This is a genomic window from Streptomyces cylindrosporus (genome assembly GCF_022698165.1).
Taxonomy (GTDB): domain Bacteria; phylum Actinomycetota; class Actinomycetes; order Streptomycetales; family Streptomycetaceae; genus Streptomyces; species Streptomyces cylindrosporus.
This window is the reverse complement of the sequence record NZ_JALDAY010000001.1, coordinates 1,068,766-1,084,588: the sequence shown is the minus strand read 5'-3', so window position 1 is coordinate 1,084,588 and position 15,823 is coordinate 1,068,766. Positions and strand designations below refer to the sequence as shown.

General features: G+C 70.3%; 14 protein-coding genes. 7 read left to right on the top strand and 7 right to left on the bottom strand.

Annotation, left to right across the window (positions count from 1 at the left end; all coding sequences use genetic code 11):
- Nucleotides 1-54: 54 nt before the first annotated feature.
- Genes MQP27_RS04805 through MQP27_RS04795 form a run of 3 tightly spaced genes read right to left on the bottom strand, consistent with a single transcriptional unit; the run spans nucleotide 55 to nucleotide 2,654 of the window.
- The gene (locus tag MQP27_RS04805) at nucleotides 55-1,212 is read right to left on the bottom strand and encodes an acetyl-CoA C-acetyltransferase (RefSeq protein ID WP_242761213.1); all 1,158 of its coding nucleotides are present in this window, start codon (nucleotides 1,210-1,212) and stop codon (nucleotides 55-57) included.
- A 17-nt stretch (nucleotides 1,213-1,229) separates the two neighbouring features.
- A complete protein-coding gene (locus MQP27_RS04800) occupies nucleotides 1,230-1,847 on the bottom strand; it encodes a TetR/AcrR family transcriptional regulator (RefSeq protein WP_242761211.1) in 618 nt (205 codons plus the stop codon).
- Between the two features lie 15 nt (nucleotides 1,848-1,862).
- The gene (locus tag MQP27_RS04795) at nucleotides 1,863-2,654 is read right to left on the bottom strand and encodes an SDR family oxidoreductase (RefSeq protein WP_242761209.1); all 792 of its coding nucleotides are present in this window, start codon (nucleotides 2,652-2,654) and stop codon (nucleotides 1,863-1,865) included.
- 59 nt (nucleotides 2,655-2,713) lie between these two features.
- Between MQP27_RS04795 and MQP27_RS04790 the strand changes: the two genes are divergently transcribed.
- A complete protein-coding gene (locus MQP27_RS04790) occupies nucleotides 2,714-3,853 on the top strand; it encodes an acyl-CoA dehydrogenase family protein (RefSeq protein ID WP_242761201.1) in 1,140 nt (379 codons plus the stop codon).
- A 100-nt stretch (nucleotides 3,854-3,953) separates the two neighbouring features.
- Nucleotides 3,954-4,913 carry an acyl-CoA dehydrogenase family protein gene (locus MQP27_RS04785; RefSeq protein ID WP_242761199.1) on the top strand — a complete coding sequence of 320 codons (960 nt, stop codon included), beginning with the start codon at nucleotides 3,954-3,956 and terminating at the stop codon, nucleotides 4,911-4,913.
- On the opposite strand, the gene qcrB is transcribed toward MQP27_RS04785, so the two are convergent.
- Nucleotides 4,907-6,556 carry a cytochrome bc1 complex cytochrome b subunit gene (qcrB, locus tag MQP27_RS04780; protein ID WP_242761197.1) on the bottom strand — a complete coding sequence of 550 codons (1,650 nt, stop codon included), beginning with the start codon at nucleotides 6,554-6,556 and terminating at the stop codon, nucleotides 4,907-4,909. The genes MQP27_RS04785 and qcrB overlap by 7 nt on opposite strands.
- Nucleotides 6,557-6,623: 67 nt before the next feature.
- Entirely contained in the window at nucleotides 6,624-7,346 is a 723-nt protein-coding gene (locus MQP27_RS04775) for a vWA domain-containing protein (RefSeq protein ID WP_242761195.1), read from the bottom strand.
- Between the two features lie 102 nt (nucleotides 7,347-7,448).
- Between MQP27_RS04775 and MQP27_RS04770 the strand changes: the two genes are divergently transcribed.
- On the top strand, nucleotides 7,449-8,360 hold the full coding sequence (locus tag MQP27_RS04770; RefSeq protein WP_242761193.1) for a rhomboid family intramembrane serine protease: 912 nt from the start codon (nucleotides 7,449-7,451) through the stop codon (nucleotides 8,358-8,360).
- Nucleotides 8,361-8,407: 47 nt separating this feature from the next.
- A complete protein-coding gene (locus tag MQP27_RS04765) occupies nucleotides 8,408-9,316 on the top strand; it encodes a chitosanase (RefSeq protein WP_242761191.1) in 909 nt (302 codons plus the stop codon).
- Here MQP27_RS04765 and MQP27_RS04760 read toward each other — a convergent pair.
- Both MQP27_RS04760 and MQP27_RS04755 read right to left on the bottom strand, forming a co-directional pair.
- Nucleotides 9,313-10,377 carry a glycoside hydrolase family 113 gene (locus tag MQP27_RS04760; RefSeq protein ID WP_242761189.1) on the bottom strand — a complete coding sequence of 355 codons (1,065 nt, stop codon included), beginning with the start codon at nucleotides 10,375-10,377 and terminating at the stop codon, nucleotides 9,313-9,315. The genes MQP27_RS04765 and MQP27_RS04760 overlap by 4 nt on opposite strands.
- Nucleotides 10,374-12,179: a DUF2334 domain-containing protein gene (locus tag MQP27_RS04755; RefSeq protein WP_242761187.1), complete on the bottom strand. Its 1,806-nt coding sequence runs from the start codon at nucleotides 12,177-12,179 to the stop codon at nucleotides 10,374-10,376. The genes MQP27_RS04760 and MQP27_RS04755 overlap by 4 nt, the downstream gene beginning before the upstream one ends.
- A gap of 459 nt (nucleotides 12,180-12,638) precedes the next feature.
- On the opposite strand from MQP27_RS04755, the gene MQP27_RS04750 reads away from it, so the two are divergent.
- The 3 genes from MQP27_RS04750 (at nucleotide 12,639) to MQP27_RS04740 (ending at nucleotide 15,813) form a co-directional block, all read left to right on the top strand.
- On the top strand, nucleotides 12,639-13,883 hold the full coding sequence (locus MQP27_RS04750) for a glycosyltransferase (RefSeq protein WP_278195571.1): 1,245 nt from the start codon (nucleotides 12,639-12,641) through the stop codon (nucleotides 13,881-13,883).
- Nucleotides 13,884-13,990: 107 nt separating this feature from the next.
- Entirely contained in the window at nucleotides 13,991-15,154 is a 1,164-nt protein-coding gene (wecB, locus tag MQP27_RS04745; RefSeq protein ID WP_242761183.1) for a non-hydrolyzing UDP-N-acetylglucosamine 2-epimerase, read from the top strand.
- Complete coding sequence (locus tag MQP27_RS04740; RefSeq protein WP_242761181.1) at nucleotides 15,151-15,813, top strand: calcium-binding protein; 663 nt, start codon at nucleotides 15,151-15,153, stop codon at nucleotides 15,811-15,813. The genes wecB and MQP27_RS04740 overlap by 4 nt, the downstream gene beginning before the upstream one ends.
- Nucleotides 15,814-15,823: the final 10 nt, after the last annotated feature.

Below are 15,823 nucleotides of genomic sequence, written 5' to 3'. Positions count from 1 at the left end.
ATCGGGGAGGCCTGGGGCTCGGTGTTCCTCAACGGATCATGAGCGCAGGGCGGCTCAGAGGCGTTCGATGATCGTCACGTTGGCCTGGCCGCCGCCCTCGCACATCGTCTGCAGCCCGAAGCGGCCGCCCGTGCGCTCCAGTTCGTGCAGCAGGGTCGTCATCAGCTTGACGCCGGTCGCGCCCAGGGGGTGGCCGAGGGCTATCGCGCCGCCGTTCGGGTTGACCTTCTCCGGGTCGGCGCCCGTCTCCTTCAGCCAGGCCAGGACCACCGGGGCGAAGGCCTCGTTGATCTCGACGAGGTCGATGTCGTCGATGGTCAGGCCCGTCTTCTTCAGGGCGTGGGCCGTGGCGGGGATGGGGGCGGAGAGCATGCGGATGGGGTCCTCGCCGCGGACCGAGAGGTGGTGGACGCGCGCCCGGGGACGAAGCCCGTGCTCGCGTACCGCCCGCTCCGAGGCCAGCAGCATCGCCGCCGCGCCGTCGGACACCTGGGAGGAGCAGGCGGCGGTGATGGTGCCGCCGTCGAGGACCGGCTTGAGGCCGGCCATCTTCTCCAGGGAGGTGTCCCGACGCGGGCCCTCGTCGACGGCGACCTCGCCGTAGGCAACCGTCTCGCGTTCGAAGCGGCCCTCGTCGATGGCCCGCAGCGCCCGCCGGTGCGAGCGCAGCGCGAACTCCTCCTGGTCCTCGCGGCTGATCCCCCACTTCGCGGCGATCATCTCGGCGCCCACGAACTGGTTGACCGGCTGGTCCCCGTACCGCGCCCGCCAGCCCTCGCTGCCCGCGAAGGGACCGCCCGTGAGGCCCAGCGGCTCGGCGGCCTGCCGGGTCGCGAAGGCGATCGGGATCATCGACATGTTCTGCACACCGCCCGCGACCACCAGGTCCTGCGTGCCGGACAGCACCCCCTGCGCCGCGAAGTGCACGGCCTGCTGCGAGGACCCGCACTGCCGGTCGACCGTCACGCCCGGCACCTCCTCGGGCAGCCCGGCCGCCAGCCAGCAGGTCCGCGCGATGTCCCCGGCCTGCGGCCCCACCGCGTCCAGGCAGCCGAGGACGACGTCCTCGACGGCGGCGGGATCCACGCCCGAGCGGGCCATCAGCTCCTTCAGCACATGCGCGCCGAGGTCGGCGGGATGGACCCCGCTCAGCCCTCCCCCGCGCCGCCCGACGGGCGTGCGGACCGCTTCGACGATATAGGCCTCGGCCATGGCAACTCCCTTTGCAGTCAGGGCTGTTCGCGTACGGCGATCCCGTCCAGCACCATCGACAGGTACTGCCGGGCGATCTCCTCCGGGCTGTGCTGTCCGCCCGGCCGGTACCAGGACGCGGCCACCCACACGGTGTCGCGCACGAACCGGTAGGTCAGCCGGACGTCGAGGTCGGCGCGGAACACCTCGGCGGCGACCCCGCGCTCCAGCGTGGACAGCCACGCCTTCTCGAACCTGCGCTGCGACTCGGCGAGGAACGCGAACCGCTCCTGCACGGCCAGCTGCCGGCTCTCCTTCTGGTAGATCGCGACGGCCGCGCGATGCCGGTCGATCTCCCGGAACGACTCGGTGACCAGCGCTTCGAGGGTCTCGCGGGGCCCGAGCTCGGCCTCCAGGACGGCGTCGTAACCGTCCCAGAGCTCGTCGAGGAAGGTGCGCAGGATCTCCTCCAGCATCGATTCCTTGGAGTCGAAGTGGTAGTAGAGGCTGCCCGCGAGCATGCCCGCGTGGTCCGCGATCTTGCGTACGGTGGTGGCGTTGTAGCCCTGTTCGGCGAAGACCTCGGCGGCGGTGTCGAGGAGTTCGCGCCGCCGCGCGGGTGCGGCGGTCACCTGGGGCTTCTTCTTGGTCGGCACGGTCCCATTCTCGTCCTAGGGGTGCCGGCTGCTGACGGAGACGGTCTCCCCGGTCATGTACGAGGAGTAGCCGGACGCCAGGAACACGATCACGTTGGCCACCTCCCAAGGCTCCGCGTACCGCCCGAAGGCCTCGCGCGCGGTCAGTTCCTCCAGCAGCTCGGGGGTCGTCACCCGCACCAGGTGCGGGTGCATGGCGAGGCTCGGCGAGACGGCGTTGACCCGCACCCCGAAGGCGGCCGCCTCCATCGCCGCGCACCGGGTCAGGGCCATCACCCCGGCCTTCGCGGCGGCGTAGTGCGCCTGCCCGGCCTGGGCGCGCCAGCCCACGACGGAGGCGTTGTTGACGATGACGCCGCCGCGCCCGCCGTCCCGCAGCAGCCGCAGGGCCGCCCGGGTGCACCGGAACGTGCCGTTCAGCGTCACGTCCAGCACGCGTGACCACTGCTCGTCGGTCATGTCGACGAGGTCCGAAGTCCCGCCGAGCCCGGCGTTGTTGACGACGACGTCCAGCCGCCCGTGCTCGCGTACGGCGGCCTCGAAGAGCGCCTGCACCTGGCTCTCGTCGGTCACGTCGCAGGCCACCGCGGCCACGGCCGCCGCCCCGAACTCCCCGGCCAGCGACGCCTCGTACTCCTTGAGGCGGCGCACATGCGCGTCGCTGATCAGCACGCGCGCGCCCTCCTCCAGGAAGCGCCGTGCGGTCGCGCCGCCGATGCCGGCGCCCGCCGCCGCGGTGATGACGGCGGTGCGCCCTTTCAGCAGCCCGTGCCCCGGCTCGTACACAGGACTCTCGACGCCTGTCATAGGCCCACGCTAACCTACCAAACACTTGTTAGGGAAGGTCTGCCGAAGGGACAGCGCCCATGGATCTCGCCTTCACGCAGGAAGAGGAGGCCTTTCGCGCCGAGGCACGGGCGTGGCTCGCGGCGCATGTGCCCGAGGCGCCGCTGCCGTCCCTGGAGACCGAGGAGGGCTTCGCGGCGCACCGCGCGTGGGAGGCGGAGCTGGCGGCGGACCGCTGGGCGGTCGTCAACTGGCCGGTGGAGTACGGCGGGAGAGGGGCCGGCCTGGTCTCCTGGCTGGTGTTCGAGGAGGAGTACTGGGCGGCGGGCGCGCCGGGCCGGGTCGGGCAGAACGGGATCAGTCTGCTCGCGCCGACGCTGTTCGACCACGGCACGGCGGAGCAGCGGGCGCGGGTGCTGCCGTCGATGGCGACCGGCGAGGTGGTGTGGGCGCAGGCCTGGTCCGAGCCGGAGGCGGGTTCCGACCTGGCATCGCTCAGGTCGAAGGCCGTGCGCACGGGCGGGGGTTGGCTGCTGAGCGGGCAGAAGACCTGGTCGTCCCGGGCCGCCTTCGCCGACCGCGCGTTCGGCCTCTTCCGTACGGACCCCGACACCCCGAAGCCCCACCAGGGCCTGACCTACCTGATGTTCGACCTGCGCGCGCCGGGCGTCACGGTCCGCCCGATCGGCCGCCTCGACGGGAAGCCGGCCTTCGCCGAACTCTTCCTCGACGAGGTGTTCGTGCCGGACGAGGACGTGATCGGGCGGCCGGGCGAGGGCTGGCGGATCGCGATGTCGACGGCGGGGAACGAGCGGGGGCTGATGCTGCGCTCCCCCGGCCGTTTCCTCGCGGCGGCGGACGGACTGGCCGAGCTCTGGAAGGAACAGGGCAGCCCGCAACACGCCCAGGACCAGGTGGCCGACGCCCTCATAGGCGCCCGCGCCTACCGCCTCTTCACCTACGCGGCCGCCTCCCGCGTCCTGGAGGGCGCCGAGCTCGACCCGGAGTCCAGCATGAACAAGGTCTTCTGGTCGGAGCTGGACCTCACCCTGCACGAGACGGCACTGGATCTCCTGGGCGAGGAGGGCGAGTTGGCCGACACGGACTGGGCCGAGGGGTACGTCTTCTCCCTCGCCGGCCCCATCTACGCCGGGGCGAACGAGATCCAGCGCGACATCATCGCCGAACGCCTGCTCGGCCTGCCGAAGGGACGCCGGTGATGCGACGGGGCTCCGCCGATGCCGAAGGGAACGCGGCGCGCGGAAGAGATTGCGGGGCGATGGCACCAGGAAGGCCGAGAACTGCGAAAGGACGCCGCTGATGCGCTTCCTGCTCGATGCCGAACAGCGGGCGTTCGCCGAGTCGTTGGGCGCGATGTTGACGTCCGCGGACACTCCTTCCGTCGTACGGGACTGGAGCCGCGGCGAGCATGCGGGCGGGCGCGCGCTGTGGTCCCGTGTCGCGGACGCGGGCGTCTTCGCGCTGGCGGTGCCCGAGGAGTACGGCGGCCTTGGCGTCCGGCCCGTCGAACTCGCCGTCGCCTTCGTCGAGTTAGGCCGGCATGCCGTGCCCGGACCGCTGGTCGAGACGGTGACCGCGGCCGCCCTGCTCTCGGAGACGGACCCCGCCGCCAAGCGCCTGCTGCCGGCGCTGGCCTCCGGTGAGGCGATGGCCACGGTGGCCCACGAGGGGTCGTACGCCCTGGACGGCGACGTGGCGGGCACCCGCCTGGCCCTCGCACCCGACGGTCTGCACCTCTCCCCCGGTCACGGCCCCATCCGCCCCTCCCTCGACCCGGCCCGCCGGCTCACCCCCCTCACCCCCGGCGGTGAACTCCTCACGCCCGCCCCGCCTCTCGGACGCGCCCTGGCCACTGCCCGCCTGGCCACCGCCGCCCAGGCCCTCGGAGTGGGTCTCGCCCTCCTCGACAAGACCGTCGCGCATGTCGTGCAGCGCACCCAGTTCGGCGTCCCCATCGGCTCCTTCCAGGCCGTCAAGCACCGGCTCGCCGACGCGAAGATCGCCCTGGAGTTCGCGCGCCCCCTGCTGTTCGGCGCCGCGCTCACCATGGACCCCGCCGACGTCGCCGCCGCCAAGGTCAGGGCCTGCGAGGCGGCGTACACCACCGCACGCACCGCGCTCCAACTGCACGGCGCGATCGGCTACACCGCGGAGTACGAGCTGTCCCTGTGGCTGACGAAGGCCCGCGCCCTGCGCACGGCCTGGGGCAGCCCACGGGAGTGCCGGGACACAGTCATCCAAGGCGGTGACCGTCAGTGATGCTGATCGCCGCTCGTGAGCTCGCGGTACTCCTCCTTCGTCGGCTTCGGGATCCGCGAGTCCGGGCCGAACATCGCGCGAGCCAGTTGCGCCCGCACCCGCTCGGAGATCGTCACCGGCCGGCGCACCCCGTTGTGGTCGACGAGCGGCCCGATCTCGTACGGCGGGTCCTGCTCGTGCTGGGTGAGGGTGTGCAGCTGGTCCTGCGCGAGCGGCGCGTGCACCTCGACGAACTCCCCGTGCGGCAGCCGCCGGATGACGCCGGTCTCCCTGCCGTGCAGCACCTTGTCCCGGTCCCGTCGCTGCAGGCCCATGCAGACCCGCTTGGTGACGATGAACGCGAGCACCGGCGCCACGAAGAAGGAGATCCGCACGAACCAGGTGATCGCGTTGATGGACAGGTGGAGATGCGTGGCCACGATGTCGTTGCCGCCGCCGATCAGCAGGACGACGTACAGGGCCAGCCAGGCCACGCCGAGCCCGGTGCGCACCGGCACGTTGCGCGGCCGGTCCAGGATGTGGTGCTCGCGTTTGTCGCCGGTGATCCACGCCTCGAGGAACGGGTAGAGGCCGAGGGCGAGCAGGAGCAGCGGGAAGAGCGAGAAGGGGATCAGCACGCCCAGCACCAGGGTGTGGCCCCAGGCGCTGATCTCCCATCCCGGCATCACCCGGATCAGTCCCTCGGAGAAGCCGAGGTACCAGTCGGGCTGGGCGCCGGTCGTCACCAGGTCGGGCCGGTACGGTCCGAAGGCCCACACCGGGTTGATGGACGCGATGCCGCCCATGATCGCGAGCACGCCGAAGACGAGGAAGAAGAAGCCGCCCGCCTTGGCCATGTAGACCGGCAGGAAGGGCATGCCGACGACCGTCTTCTGGTCGCGTCCGGGCCCCGGGTACTGGGTGTGCTTGTGGTAGAAGACCAGGATCAGATGGGCGACGACCAGGCCCAGCATGATCCCGGGCAGCAGCAGGACATGGATCGGGAAGAGCCGCGAGATGATGTCGTGGCCCGGGAACTCCCCGCCGAACAGGAACATCGACAGGTACGTCCCGACGATCGGGATCGACAGGATCGCGCCGTCGGCGAAGCGGATGCCGGTGCCGGAGAGCAGGTCGTCGGGGAGCGAGTAGCCGGTCAGGCCGGTGATGATGCCGAGCATCAGCAGGGTCCAGCCGAACAGCCAGTTGACCTCGCGCGGCTTGCGGAACGCCCCGGTGAAGAACACCCGCATCATGTGCACCAGCATGCCGGTGACGAAGACCAGCGCCGCCCAGTGGTGGATCTGCCGGATCAGCAGCCCGCCGCGCACGTCGAAGCTGATGTCGAGGGTGGACTCGTACGCCCTGGTCATGCTGACGCCGTTGAGCGGCACGTACGAGCCGTGGTAGATCACCTCGACGCCGCTCGGCTCGAAGAACAGGGTGAGGTAGATGCCGGTGAGGATCAGGATGAGGAAGCTGTAGAGGCAGATCTCGCCCAGCATGAAGGACCAGTGGTCCGGAAAGACCTTGCGCATGTTGGCCTTGGCCAGCGAGTACAGACCGAGCCGCCCGTCGGCCCAGTCGGCCACCCTCTCGCCCGCGCCCGCCGGCTCCCTGCGCGCGGTGCCGGCCGCCTCGTTCCCCGATCGTGCGCCGTCCATACGTCGTCGCCTCCCCGTCGGATCAACCTCAGGGTGTCACGGCGGCCCGGCCAAGCCAACGGTGCCGTCAGGGCCGTACGATCCCCTCCGCCCGCGCGGCCACCAGCCACCTCGGGAACTCGCCCACCAGCCGGTCGTACAACTCGGCGTCGGGCACCTTGCGCGGATCGGCGCCGGCGTGGAAGAACCCGGCGTTGTCCACCACCCGCTTGTGCGGTACGGCCAGCTCGTCGAGCTTGCGCAGGAAGTCGAACTGCTTGCTGTGCGGATCGCCGAAGCCCACGAACTGCCAGAACAGCGGGAGCTTCGCCGCCTTGCACAGATAGCGCTCCGCGGCGAGCTTGTTGATCGGGCCGCCGTCGGTCTGGAACACGACCAGGGCGGGCTCCTTCGAGCCGCTGTCCATGTAGTGGTCGATGACCGCGTCCATCGCCAGGTGGTAGCTGGTCTTGCCCATGTGCCCGAGCCCCGCCACGATCTTGTCGATCCGGCCCTCGTGCTCGGCCAGCGCGATGTCGGTCTCGGCGTCGACGTCGGTCGAGAAGAACACCACCGGCACCCGGCCGTCGTCGTCGAGGTGCGCGGACAGACCGAGCACCCGGTCCGCGAGGGCCTGCACCGAACCGTCCTGGTAGTACGGCTTCATGGACCCCGAGTAGTCGACCACGAGGTACACCGCGGCCCGCAGCCCGTCCAGACCGTGCCTGCCGAGCGAGGCCCCGGCGCTCTTGTAGAGGCTGACCAGCGCGGGCGCGGTCTCCTCGACCTTCTTGAGACTGATCGCAACCATGGCCCCTACTTTCCCATCAGTCACCGGTGTTCGTTATTTTGTTCGCCGCCGACCCCACCGGCTCACCGTCCGTCCCCCTTCCCCGTCTCCGAGGAGCCGGCCGTGGATTCCGAGTCCACCGTCACCACCTGCTACCGCCATCCCAAGGTGGAGTCCCATGTCCGCTGCACCCGCTGCGACCGGTACATCTGCCCGGACTGCATGCGCGAGGCGGCCGTCGGCCACCAGTGCGTGGAGTGCGTGAAGGAGGGAACGCGCTCGGTACGGCAGGCGCGCACGGCGTTCGGCGGCCGGATCTCGACCGTGCCCCTGGTGACGTACGTGCTGATCGGGCTCAACGTACTCGCGTATCTGGGCGAGTTGGTGCGCCCGGGGATCGTGGACCGGTTCGAGATGCTGGGCCGCGGACTCGCGGGATCGGACGGCGGCCACTACATGTGGGAGGCCGGCTACTCGTCCGACTACCACCTCGAAGGCGTCGTCGACGGCGAGTGGTACCGGCTGCTCACCGGCGCGTTCCTGCATCTGCCGCCCACCGAGGGGACGTTCGGGATCCTGCACATCGTGATGAACATGGTGTCGCTGTGGAACATCGGCCGGGTGGTCGAGGCGCAGCTGGGCCGGATCCGGTACATCGCCCTCTACTTCCTCTCGGCGCTGGGCGGTTCGGTGCTGGTGCTGCTGATCGCGCCGGACACCCCGACGCTCGGCGCGTCCGGCGCGATCTTCGGGCTCGGGGCCGCGTACTACGTCCTGGCCCGCCGGCTCGGCGCCGACATGGACCAGGTCAACCGCTTCATGGCGGGCCTGCTGCTGTGGCTGGTGGTCTCCGCGATCGCCACGTCCTGGCAGGGCCACCTCGGCGGCCTGCTCTCCGGCGCGGTCGTCACCCTCGCCTTCGCCTACGCCCCCCGCGACAAGCGCCGCCCCTTCATCCAGGCGGGCGCGTGCATCGCGCTGCTGGCCCTGCTGGTCATCCTGACGATGGCGAAGGTCACGGAACTGACCGTGTGAGCGGCCCGGGGACCGGGAGGACGTGATCCGGCCGTACCCTTTCGGCCATGAGACGTGCCGGTCTGCTCCTCTTCGCGGCCGTCCCCGTGGTCGTCACGGGGACGGTCTACCTCCTCACGCCCGCGCACTCCGGCACGGAGGACTCGGCCAGGGCGCCCGCCTCCGCCGCCGAGCGGGCCCGTCAGGACGCCAAGTCGCGGGCCGAGCGGGAGCGCGCGGAGGACGACGAGGTGATCGCCGACCTGCCTGCCGGGCTCGCCGCGCCCGCGAAGAAGGAGCTCGCCCAGGAGCTCGTGGCCAGCGCCGAGAACTCGACGCTGGACTGGCGCAGCGCCTACGGCTACATCGAGGACATCGGCGACGGCCAGGGCTACACGGCCGGCACCGTCGGCTTCTGCACCGGCACCCACGACCTGCGCACCCTCGTCGAGCGCTACACCAAGGCCCACCCCGGCAACGGCCTCGCGGCCTACCTCCCCGCCCTGCGCGAGGTCGACGGCACGGACTCCCACGAGGGCCTCGACCCCGGCTTCACCAAGGCCTGGAAGGCGGAGGCCAGGCTCCCCGCCTTCCGCGCGGCCCAGGACGAGGAGCGCGACCGCGTCTACTTCGACCCGGCGGTCCGCCTCGCCAAGCTCGACGGACTGGGCACGCTGGGCCAGTTCATCTACTACGACGCGATGGTCTTCCACGGCCCCGGCACCGGCCCGACCAGCTTCTACGGCCTGCGCGAGCGGGCGATGCGGGAGGCGGACACGCCCTCGGAGGGCGGCACGGAGAAGGCGTACCTGGACATCTTCCTGGACGTCCGCCGCAGTGCCATGAAGGCCAAGCGCGCGGACATCGACACCAGCCGCATCGACACGGCCCAGCGGCAGTTCCTGTACGACGGGAACCTGGACCTGAGGAAGCCGCTGGTGTGGAAGGTGTACGGCGAGACGTACAAGGTCGCCTAGGAGGCACCCCACTTCTCCCGCAGCACCCGCTCCGCCGGCTTCCCGCGCGGTGTGTACGCCAGCTTCACCGGTGTCTCCCCGCTGTCCGGCCAGTCGTCCCACATCCACCAGCAGACGCCGGCCCACCAGCGCCGGCCGGTGAAGGAGTCGAGCAGCGCCCGGTAGGCGGCGGCCTGTTCGGCGGGCGCGGGACGGCGGCTGACCGTCCAGGAGTACGGCGCGGTCGTGGCCCCGCGCTGGCTGACGTAACCGGCCTCGGTGAACAGGATCCGCCGGTTCTGCCCGCGTGCGTACGCGGCGAGTTCGTCCCGGATCGGCCGCCAGGCGCGGCGCAGGCGGGCCGGGTCGTCGGTGGGCCGGGCGGACAGCGGCCAGTAGGCGTCGATGCCGATGAGGTCGAGGTCCTTCCAGAAGTGGATCTTCCGGTACTCGTCGTAGTTGGCGGCGTAGGTGAGGGGGCCGTCGTAGTGGTCGCGGACCGCCCTGACGACGCCGGCCCAGGCGGCGGTGTCGCCGGAGACGCCGGCGAGTTCGGTGCCGACGGTGAACTGCTCGGTGCGGGTGTCGGCGGCGAGGTCGGCGTAGTGGGTGATGAAGCGGCGGTACGAGGTGAACCAGGCGGCCCGGTCGCGGGGGCGGATGTCGGCGCGGTCCTCGTCGCCGGGCAGGTCGATGTGCGGCTTGATCATCACCTTGAGGCCGAGCCCGTGGGCGCGGCCGACGATGTGCCGCAGGCTGGTGTCGCTCGCGGTCTCCTCGGTGGTGTGCGGGGAGGTGTCGGTGACGCGGTTCTGGTACCAGGTCGGGGTGAAGGTGACCCAGCGCGCGCCGGTGGCCCGGATGCCGCGCAGATAGCGGTCGGCGGCGGGGCTGTCGTAGTCGGTGCGGTACCAGGAGGGCAGGGTGATCCCGCGCATCGTCCCGCTCCTCGCGCCCGCCCGGTCGGCGCCGCTGGTGCCGTCGGTGTCCTTGGCCGCGCCGCCGGTCGTGCAGCCACCGGCGGCGAGGAGGACCGCCACCGCGGCCGCGGCGACGGTCCTCCTCAGGGCGTCTGCCCTCACAGGCTGCTCGGGCTGACGAAGGTGTAGCCCAGGGCCTTGATGCCGTCGATCGTGTCCTTCAACGGCTGGGTCGGGTAGTAGGGGTGGTAGAAGAAGCTCGCGAAGCCGTCCCGCACGGCCAGGTTGGCCTTGGCCGAGGCGATCAGGTCGGCGGGCAGCCGCGCCGGGTGGTTGTTGTAGGCCACCGGCTCGTAGTTCCCGATGTTCTCGGGCAGCACCTTGGTGCCGTAGACGTCCTTCACGACGTACGGGAAGAACTGGCCGATGAAGGTGTTCGGGCCGGCCGAGTTGCCGCTGAGCGTGCCGGAGAAGTACAGCGAACGCTCCAGGCGGGCCGAGAAGTTGGAGCTGAACACCTTGTAGTCGGCGGCGGAGCCCGCGTAGTGCGGGGTGGTCCACAGCGTCGGCTTCGGCAGGCCGGCCGCGGTGAACCCGGCCAGCGCGCTGGTCACCCGGGCCTGCGCCCAGGCGGTGGAGTCCTCGGCGACCGGGCCGTCGTAGACGACGTTGTCCGAGGCGTCGACGTGCGCCCGGTAGAACTCGAAGTCGTCACCGGTGACGCCGTCGTAGGGGTTGGCGACGTTGCTGTACTGGTGGGTGTAGCCGTGGTCCATCAGGACCGCACCCCTGGCCAGCATGTACTTCAGGGCGCTGACCACCTGCGGCCGCTGGGCGAGGGTGATGGTCTGCGCGACGCCGTTGTTGTAGGTGCCGTTCGGGTCCGTGTAGGCGGGGATCACGTTGATCCCGTACGGGATGTTCTGCGACTTGAGGTAGTCGGCCATGCTCCTCAGCTCGGCGGGGTCCGAGTCCGGGCTGATGTCCTCCAGGCGGACCACCGCGCGGTGCCGCTCGGTGGTGGCCGGTGCGAGGGCGTCGAAGAGGAGGTCCTCGATGACGATGACGCGGTCGCTCTCGGAGACGTACGCGAAGGGGATCTCACCGATGTAGGTGAGGTTCGAGGAACGGACCGCCCACCCGAAGGTGTGACCGTTCGACGAGTCGAGGCCGGTCGCGAGCGTGGTGACCGCGGGATACCCGGTGCCCGTGAGGATGTTGGGGCGCAGCACGCCCCCGTCCTGTCCCGCGGGGATGGTCCGGGTGAGGGCCTGGTTCTTGTACGTCACCTGTGTCACGGTGCCTACTGAACCGCCGTCCTCGTAGTACGACGTCGTCGGATCCCAGCCGTACTTCTGGCTGAACTGGGTTACGCCCACCGAGTTCGCCATGTTCCAGATGTTGGCGCCCATCCAGATCACCGGCTTGGTGCTCGCCGCCGCGTCGGCGTAGAACGCGGCCGGGACGGCGTCCGGGATGCTGCCGCCGTAGTACGTCGAACCGAGGTAGATCACGGCCGAGTACGAGTCGATCATCCCGGCCGTGTACTGCTGGACCGGCTTGGCCGTCACCGTGCCGAAGTGACCGGCGAGGTTGGCCGTGGCCATGGCGTACAGCTCGCCCAGCTGGCCGTAGGGGCCTGCCGTGTCGTAGAGGACGAGAGTGGTCGGATCGGCCGCGGCGGCCGTGGCCGCGGGCCGCAGCGCGGCGGCCAGGGTCGTTGCAGTGGATTTGCTCCGCGGGTTCGCGCGGCGCGTCTCGTCGGCCTTGAGCTGGGTCTTCGCCCAGCCCTTGAGATCGACGCGGCTCAGTCCGGACCTGCCGCCGACGGCTTCGTGGCCGTGCTTGTGGCCCCGGCCGGCCGCCTGTGCGGACGCGGCCAGGAAAGTGCCGCTCACCAGGGCGGCGAGGAGCAGCAGGACAACGGAGATCTTCGAAATTCCTCGTCGCCGAGGACGGATCATTGGTCTCACGATCATTCCCCCCACTTTGCCAATCATTGGCAAAGGTTTTTCCCAACAGGAAGTCACCGATTCTTCTCGGAGATCAAGAAGGGTGTCAACGCCCTGAAGGGTGAATTCCTGGAGTGCCATGAGACCCCACCAGAAGATACGACATGTCGTTTTTGGAATTCCCTTCAGGCGGGCTGTGCGGTCTGCTACGTTCACAAACTGCGCGATGGGGACGCGCAAGTGAATGTGGGGGGACGATGTACGGACGACCCGCTCTGGGGGCACTCCTGCCCCTGGCAGGGGCGATGGCGGCACCGGAAGCGATACCGGGGCTGCCTCTGGCCAAAGCACTGCAGGCGACGGCGGGCGCGGGTTTCCTGCTGTATTGCCTCACGGCGTGTCTGATTCTGCTGGCCAGAATACGACTGCGCCGACAGGCGAACAGGACACGGGCCGGCACCGGAGGCGGCCATGATCACTGAGCTGCTCCTCTGGGCGAGCATCACATTGATCGTGATGGCCGGCTGTTACAACACCGCCCTTTACCTGCTGTCGAGACGCAGAATTCGCCGTTCCAGGACCGACCGGAGAGAACGGTTCTACGTATTCCTGCTGGCATGCCTCAACGAAGAAAAAGTGCTGTCCGAAAGCCTGGCGCGGATCACCTCGCTGCCCGCCCGGAATTTCATGGCGCTGGTCATCGACGACGGTTCGGACGACCGCACCTCCCGGATCGCCCTGGCCGCGGACCCGGCCCTGGTCCGGCTGCACCGGCGTACCCCGCCGAACGCACGCAAGGGGAAGGGCGCCGCGCTCAACGACGGAGTGCGTCACCTTCGCGAATCGGGACTGCTGGCCGGATACGACCCGGCGGACGTGGTGCTCTGCGTGGTCGACGCCGACGGGCGCCTGGACCCGCATGTCGTGCAGTCGGTCGACCCGTACTTCGACGACCCGAACACGGGCGCGGTGCAGGTCTGCGTCCGGATGTACAACCGGCACCTCGGCCTGCTCGCCCGGCTGCAGGACATGGAGTTCGTGGTGTACGGCGACGTCTTCCAGAGCGCGCGCCGCTTCATCGGCAGCGTGGGCATGGGCGGCAACGGGCAGTTCATGCGGCTGGCGGCGCTCAACACCCTTGACGGCGACGGCCCTTGGAGCGACAGCCTGACCGAGGACCTCGACCTCGGCGTACGGCTGATCGCCAAGGGGTGGACCAACATGCACTGCACCACCGCCGCGGTCTCCCAGCAGGCCGTGCTCAGCCTCAAGCGCCTGATCCGGCAGCGATCCCGCTGGTTCCAGGGCCATCTGCAGTCGGCCGGACTCGTCCCGCTCATCCTCCGGGACGTGCCCACCCGGCCCGCGATCGACCTGCTCTACCACCTCTCCAGCCCGGTGCTGATCCTGCTCACCTCGCTGCTGCCGGTCTCCTTCCTGGTCGCGGTCGGCGCCACCGCCGTGGCCTCCGTCCAGGCCGGGCACCCGCTCGTCTCGCCGATGTGGCTGCTCGGCCCGTACCTGCTCTCGTTCACCGCCGCCTACGCGTACGGCTATGTGTACGCGAGGCGGGAGCGCGACCTCGGCCTGGTGCGCTCGGTGCTGCTCGCCCATGTCTTCGTCTTCTACGGCTACATCTGGTTCTTCGCCGGCTGGTGGGGCTTCTGGCGGATGCTCACCGGCCAGCGGGGCTGGCTGAAGACGGCGCGCACCTGAGCGACGCCGCCGCGCCGAGTCCCCGCGCGGTTCTCCCTCTCAGTACCTCTCATCACCCTCAACGCGGTCGCTGCGTCGACCGCGCATGCCCAAGGGGGGCACTCACCATGTCCACACACCCGTCGGCCGAGCCGGTACGCGCCATGCTCGTACTCGGCACCCGGCCCGAAGCGATCAAACTGGCGCCGGTGGCAAGGGCGATGGCGACCGGCTCACAGTTCGAGCCGGTCGTCGTCACCACCGGCCAGCACCGCGAGATGCTCCAGCAGATGCTCGACCTGCTCCGCGTCGACGTACGGATCGCGCTCGACGTGATGCGCAGCCGGCAGCAGCTGTCCGACCTGACCGCCCGGCTCGTGCGGGAGCTGGGCGAGGTGCTGCGGGCGCAGCGGCCGGACCTGGTGGTGGTGCAGGGGGACACCACGACCGCGCTGGCCGGCGCGCTCGCCGCCTTCTACGAGAAGATCCCGGTCGCCCATGTCGAGGCCGGCCTGCGCACCGGGGTCCTGGACAACCCTTTTCCGGAGGAGCTCAACCGCTGTCTGATCAGCCGTATCGCCCGCTGGCACTTCGCCCCGACCCCGGCCGCGGCCCGCCATCTCACCGACGAGGGCGTGGCCGAGGAGCAGGTGTTCACCACGGGCAACACGGTGATCGACAACCTGCTGTGGGTGCTGGCCGAGGGCACGGGCAGCTCCGCCTTCCGTACCGGCGGCAGGCGGATCCTGGTCACCCTGCACCGCCGGGAGAACCAGGGCGAGCGGATGCGCGGGATGGGCCGGGCGCTGACGAGGCTCGCGGCGCGCGGGGACGTGGAGATCGTGCTGCCGCTGCACAAGAGCCCGGCCGTACGGGACGCGCTGCTGCCCGAACTCGACGGCCACGACGGCATCTCGCTGGTCGAGCCGCTCGGCTATCTCGACTTCGCGGCCACGCTGGCCGAGTGCGACCTGGTCCTCACCGACTCCGGTGGCGTCCAGGAGGAGGCGCCCAGCCTGAGCAAGCCGGCGCTGGTGCTGCGCACGACGACCGAGCGGCCCGAGGCGGTGGAGGCCGGGGCGGCCCGGCTCATCGGCACCGACCCCGAGTCCATCGTGACCTGGGCGAACCGGCTGCTGGACGACCCGGTGGAGTACAGGGCGATGGCGGGCGCGGGCAACCCGTTCGGCGACGGCATGGCGACGGCGCGGATCCTGGCCCAGCTCGCCGAGGACTTCGCCGCGGATGTGCCGGTCGGGCTCACGGCATCCGGGCCATACTCGACGGCATGACGCGCAGGGGTCGTATCGCCACCAGACTGGCACTGGGTCTCACGCTCGCGGCCCTTGTCGCGATCACCGTGAGCCAGTGCCAGGGCGACGGCGCACCGCCGCCGAAGCCCTGGCTCGACGGTACGACCCACGGCCGCTGGCTGTCCGTGTTCAACGGCATGGGCACCAACGTCGGTGACGACTCGTCACTCTCCCTGTCCCCCATGGCCGCGGAGGATCCCGGCACCACGCACGCAGGGCTGGTGGTGAGCACCGCCTCCTACACGAACGTGCGGTACCAGGCCCGGATGCGGACGGTGAAGCAGCTGCGCACACCGAAGCCGAACCCGTGGGAAGTGCCGTGGCTGGTCTGGGCATACACCGACCCGGAGCACTTCTACTACATCACCCTGAAGCCGAACGGCTGGGAGCTCGGCAAGCGGGATCCCGCGTATCCGGGCGGGCAGCGGTTCCTGGCCACGGGGAAGGTCAGGTACCCGGTCGGCAAGTGGTCCGACGTGCAGGTGGAGCAGCGGGACGCGGCGCTGTCGGTGTCGGTGGGCGGGAAGCGGCTGGTGACGTTCACGGACACCGAACGGCCGTACAGCCAGGGCAAGGTGGGGGCGTACACCGAGGACGCGACGGTCGAGTTCGAGGGGCTGAAGGCGAGTTCGGGCTGAGAAGGCGACG

Excerpts from the sequence above, each read along its gene's own strand:
- MQP27_RS04805 (WP_242761213.1), bottom strand. The coding sequence starts at position 1,212 with ATGGCCGAGGCCTATATCGTCGAAGCGGTCCGCACGCCCGTCGGGCGG.
- MQP27_RS04795 (WP_242761209.1), bottom strand. The coding sequence starts at position 2,654 with ATGACAGGCGTCGAGAGTCCTGTGTACGAGCCGGGGCACGGGCTGCTG.
- MQP27_RS04790 (WP_242761201.1), top strand. The coding sequence starts at position 2,714 with ATGGATCTCGCCTTCACGCAGGAAGAGGAGGCCTTTCGCGCCGAGGCA.
- MQP27_RS04785 (WP_242761199.1), top strand. The coding sequence starts at position 3,954 with ATGCGCTTCCTGCTCGATGCCGAACAGCGGGCGTTCGCCGAGTCGTTG.
- qcrB (WP_242761197.1), bottom strand. The coding sequence starts at position 6,556 with ATGGACGGCGCACGATCGGGGAACGAGGCGGCCGGCACCGCGCGCAGG.
- MQP27_RS04775 (WP_242761195.1), bottom strand. The coding sequence starts at position 7,346 with ATGGTTGCGATCAGTCTCAAGAAGGTCGAGGAGACCGCGCCCGCGCTG.
- MQP27_RS04765 (WP_242761191.1), top strand. The coding sequence starts at position 8,408 with ATGAGACGTGCCGGTCTGCTCCTCTTCGCGGCCGTCCCCGTGGTCGTC.
- MQP27_RS04755 (WP_242761187.1), bottom strand. The coding sequence starts at position 12,179 with ATGATCCGTCCTCGGCGACGAGGAATTTCGAAGATCTCCGTTGTCCTG.
- MQP27_RS04750 (WP_278195571.1), top strand. The coding sequence starts at position 12,639 with ATGATCACTGAGCTGCTCCTCTGGGCGAGCATCACATTGATCGTGATG.
- wecB (WP_242761183.1), top strand. The coding sequence starts at position 13,991 with ATGTCCACACACCCGTCGGCCGAGCCGGTACGCGCCATGCTCGTACTC.
- MQP27_RS04740 (WP_242761181.1), top strand. The coding sequence starts at position 15,151 with ATGACGCGCAGGGGTCGTATCGCCACCAGACTGGCACTGGGTCTCACG.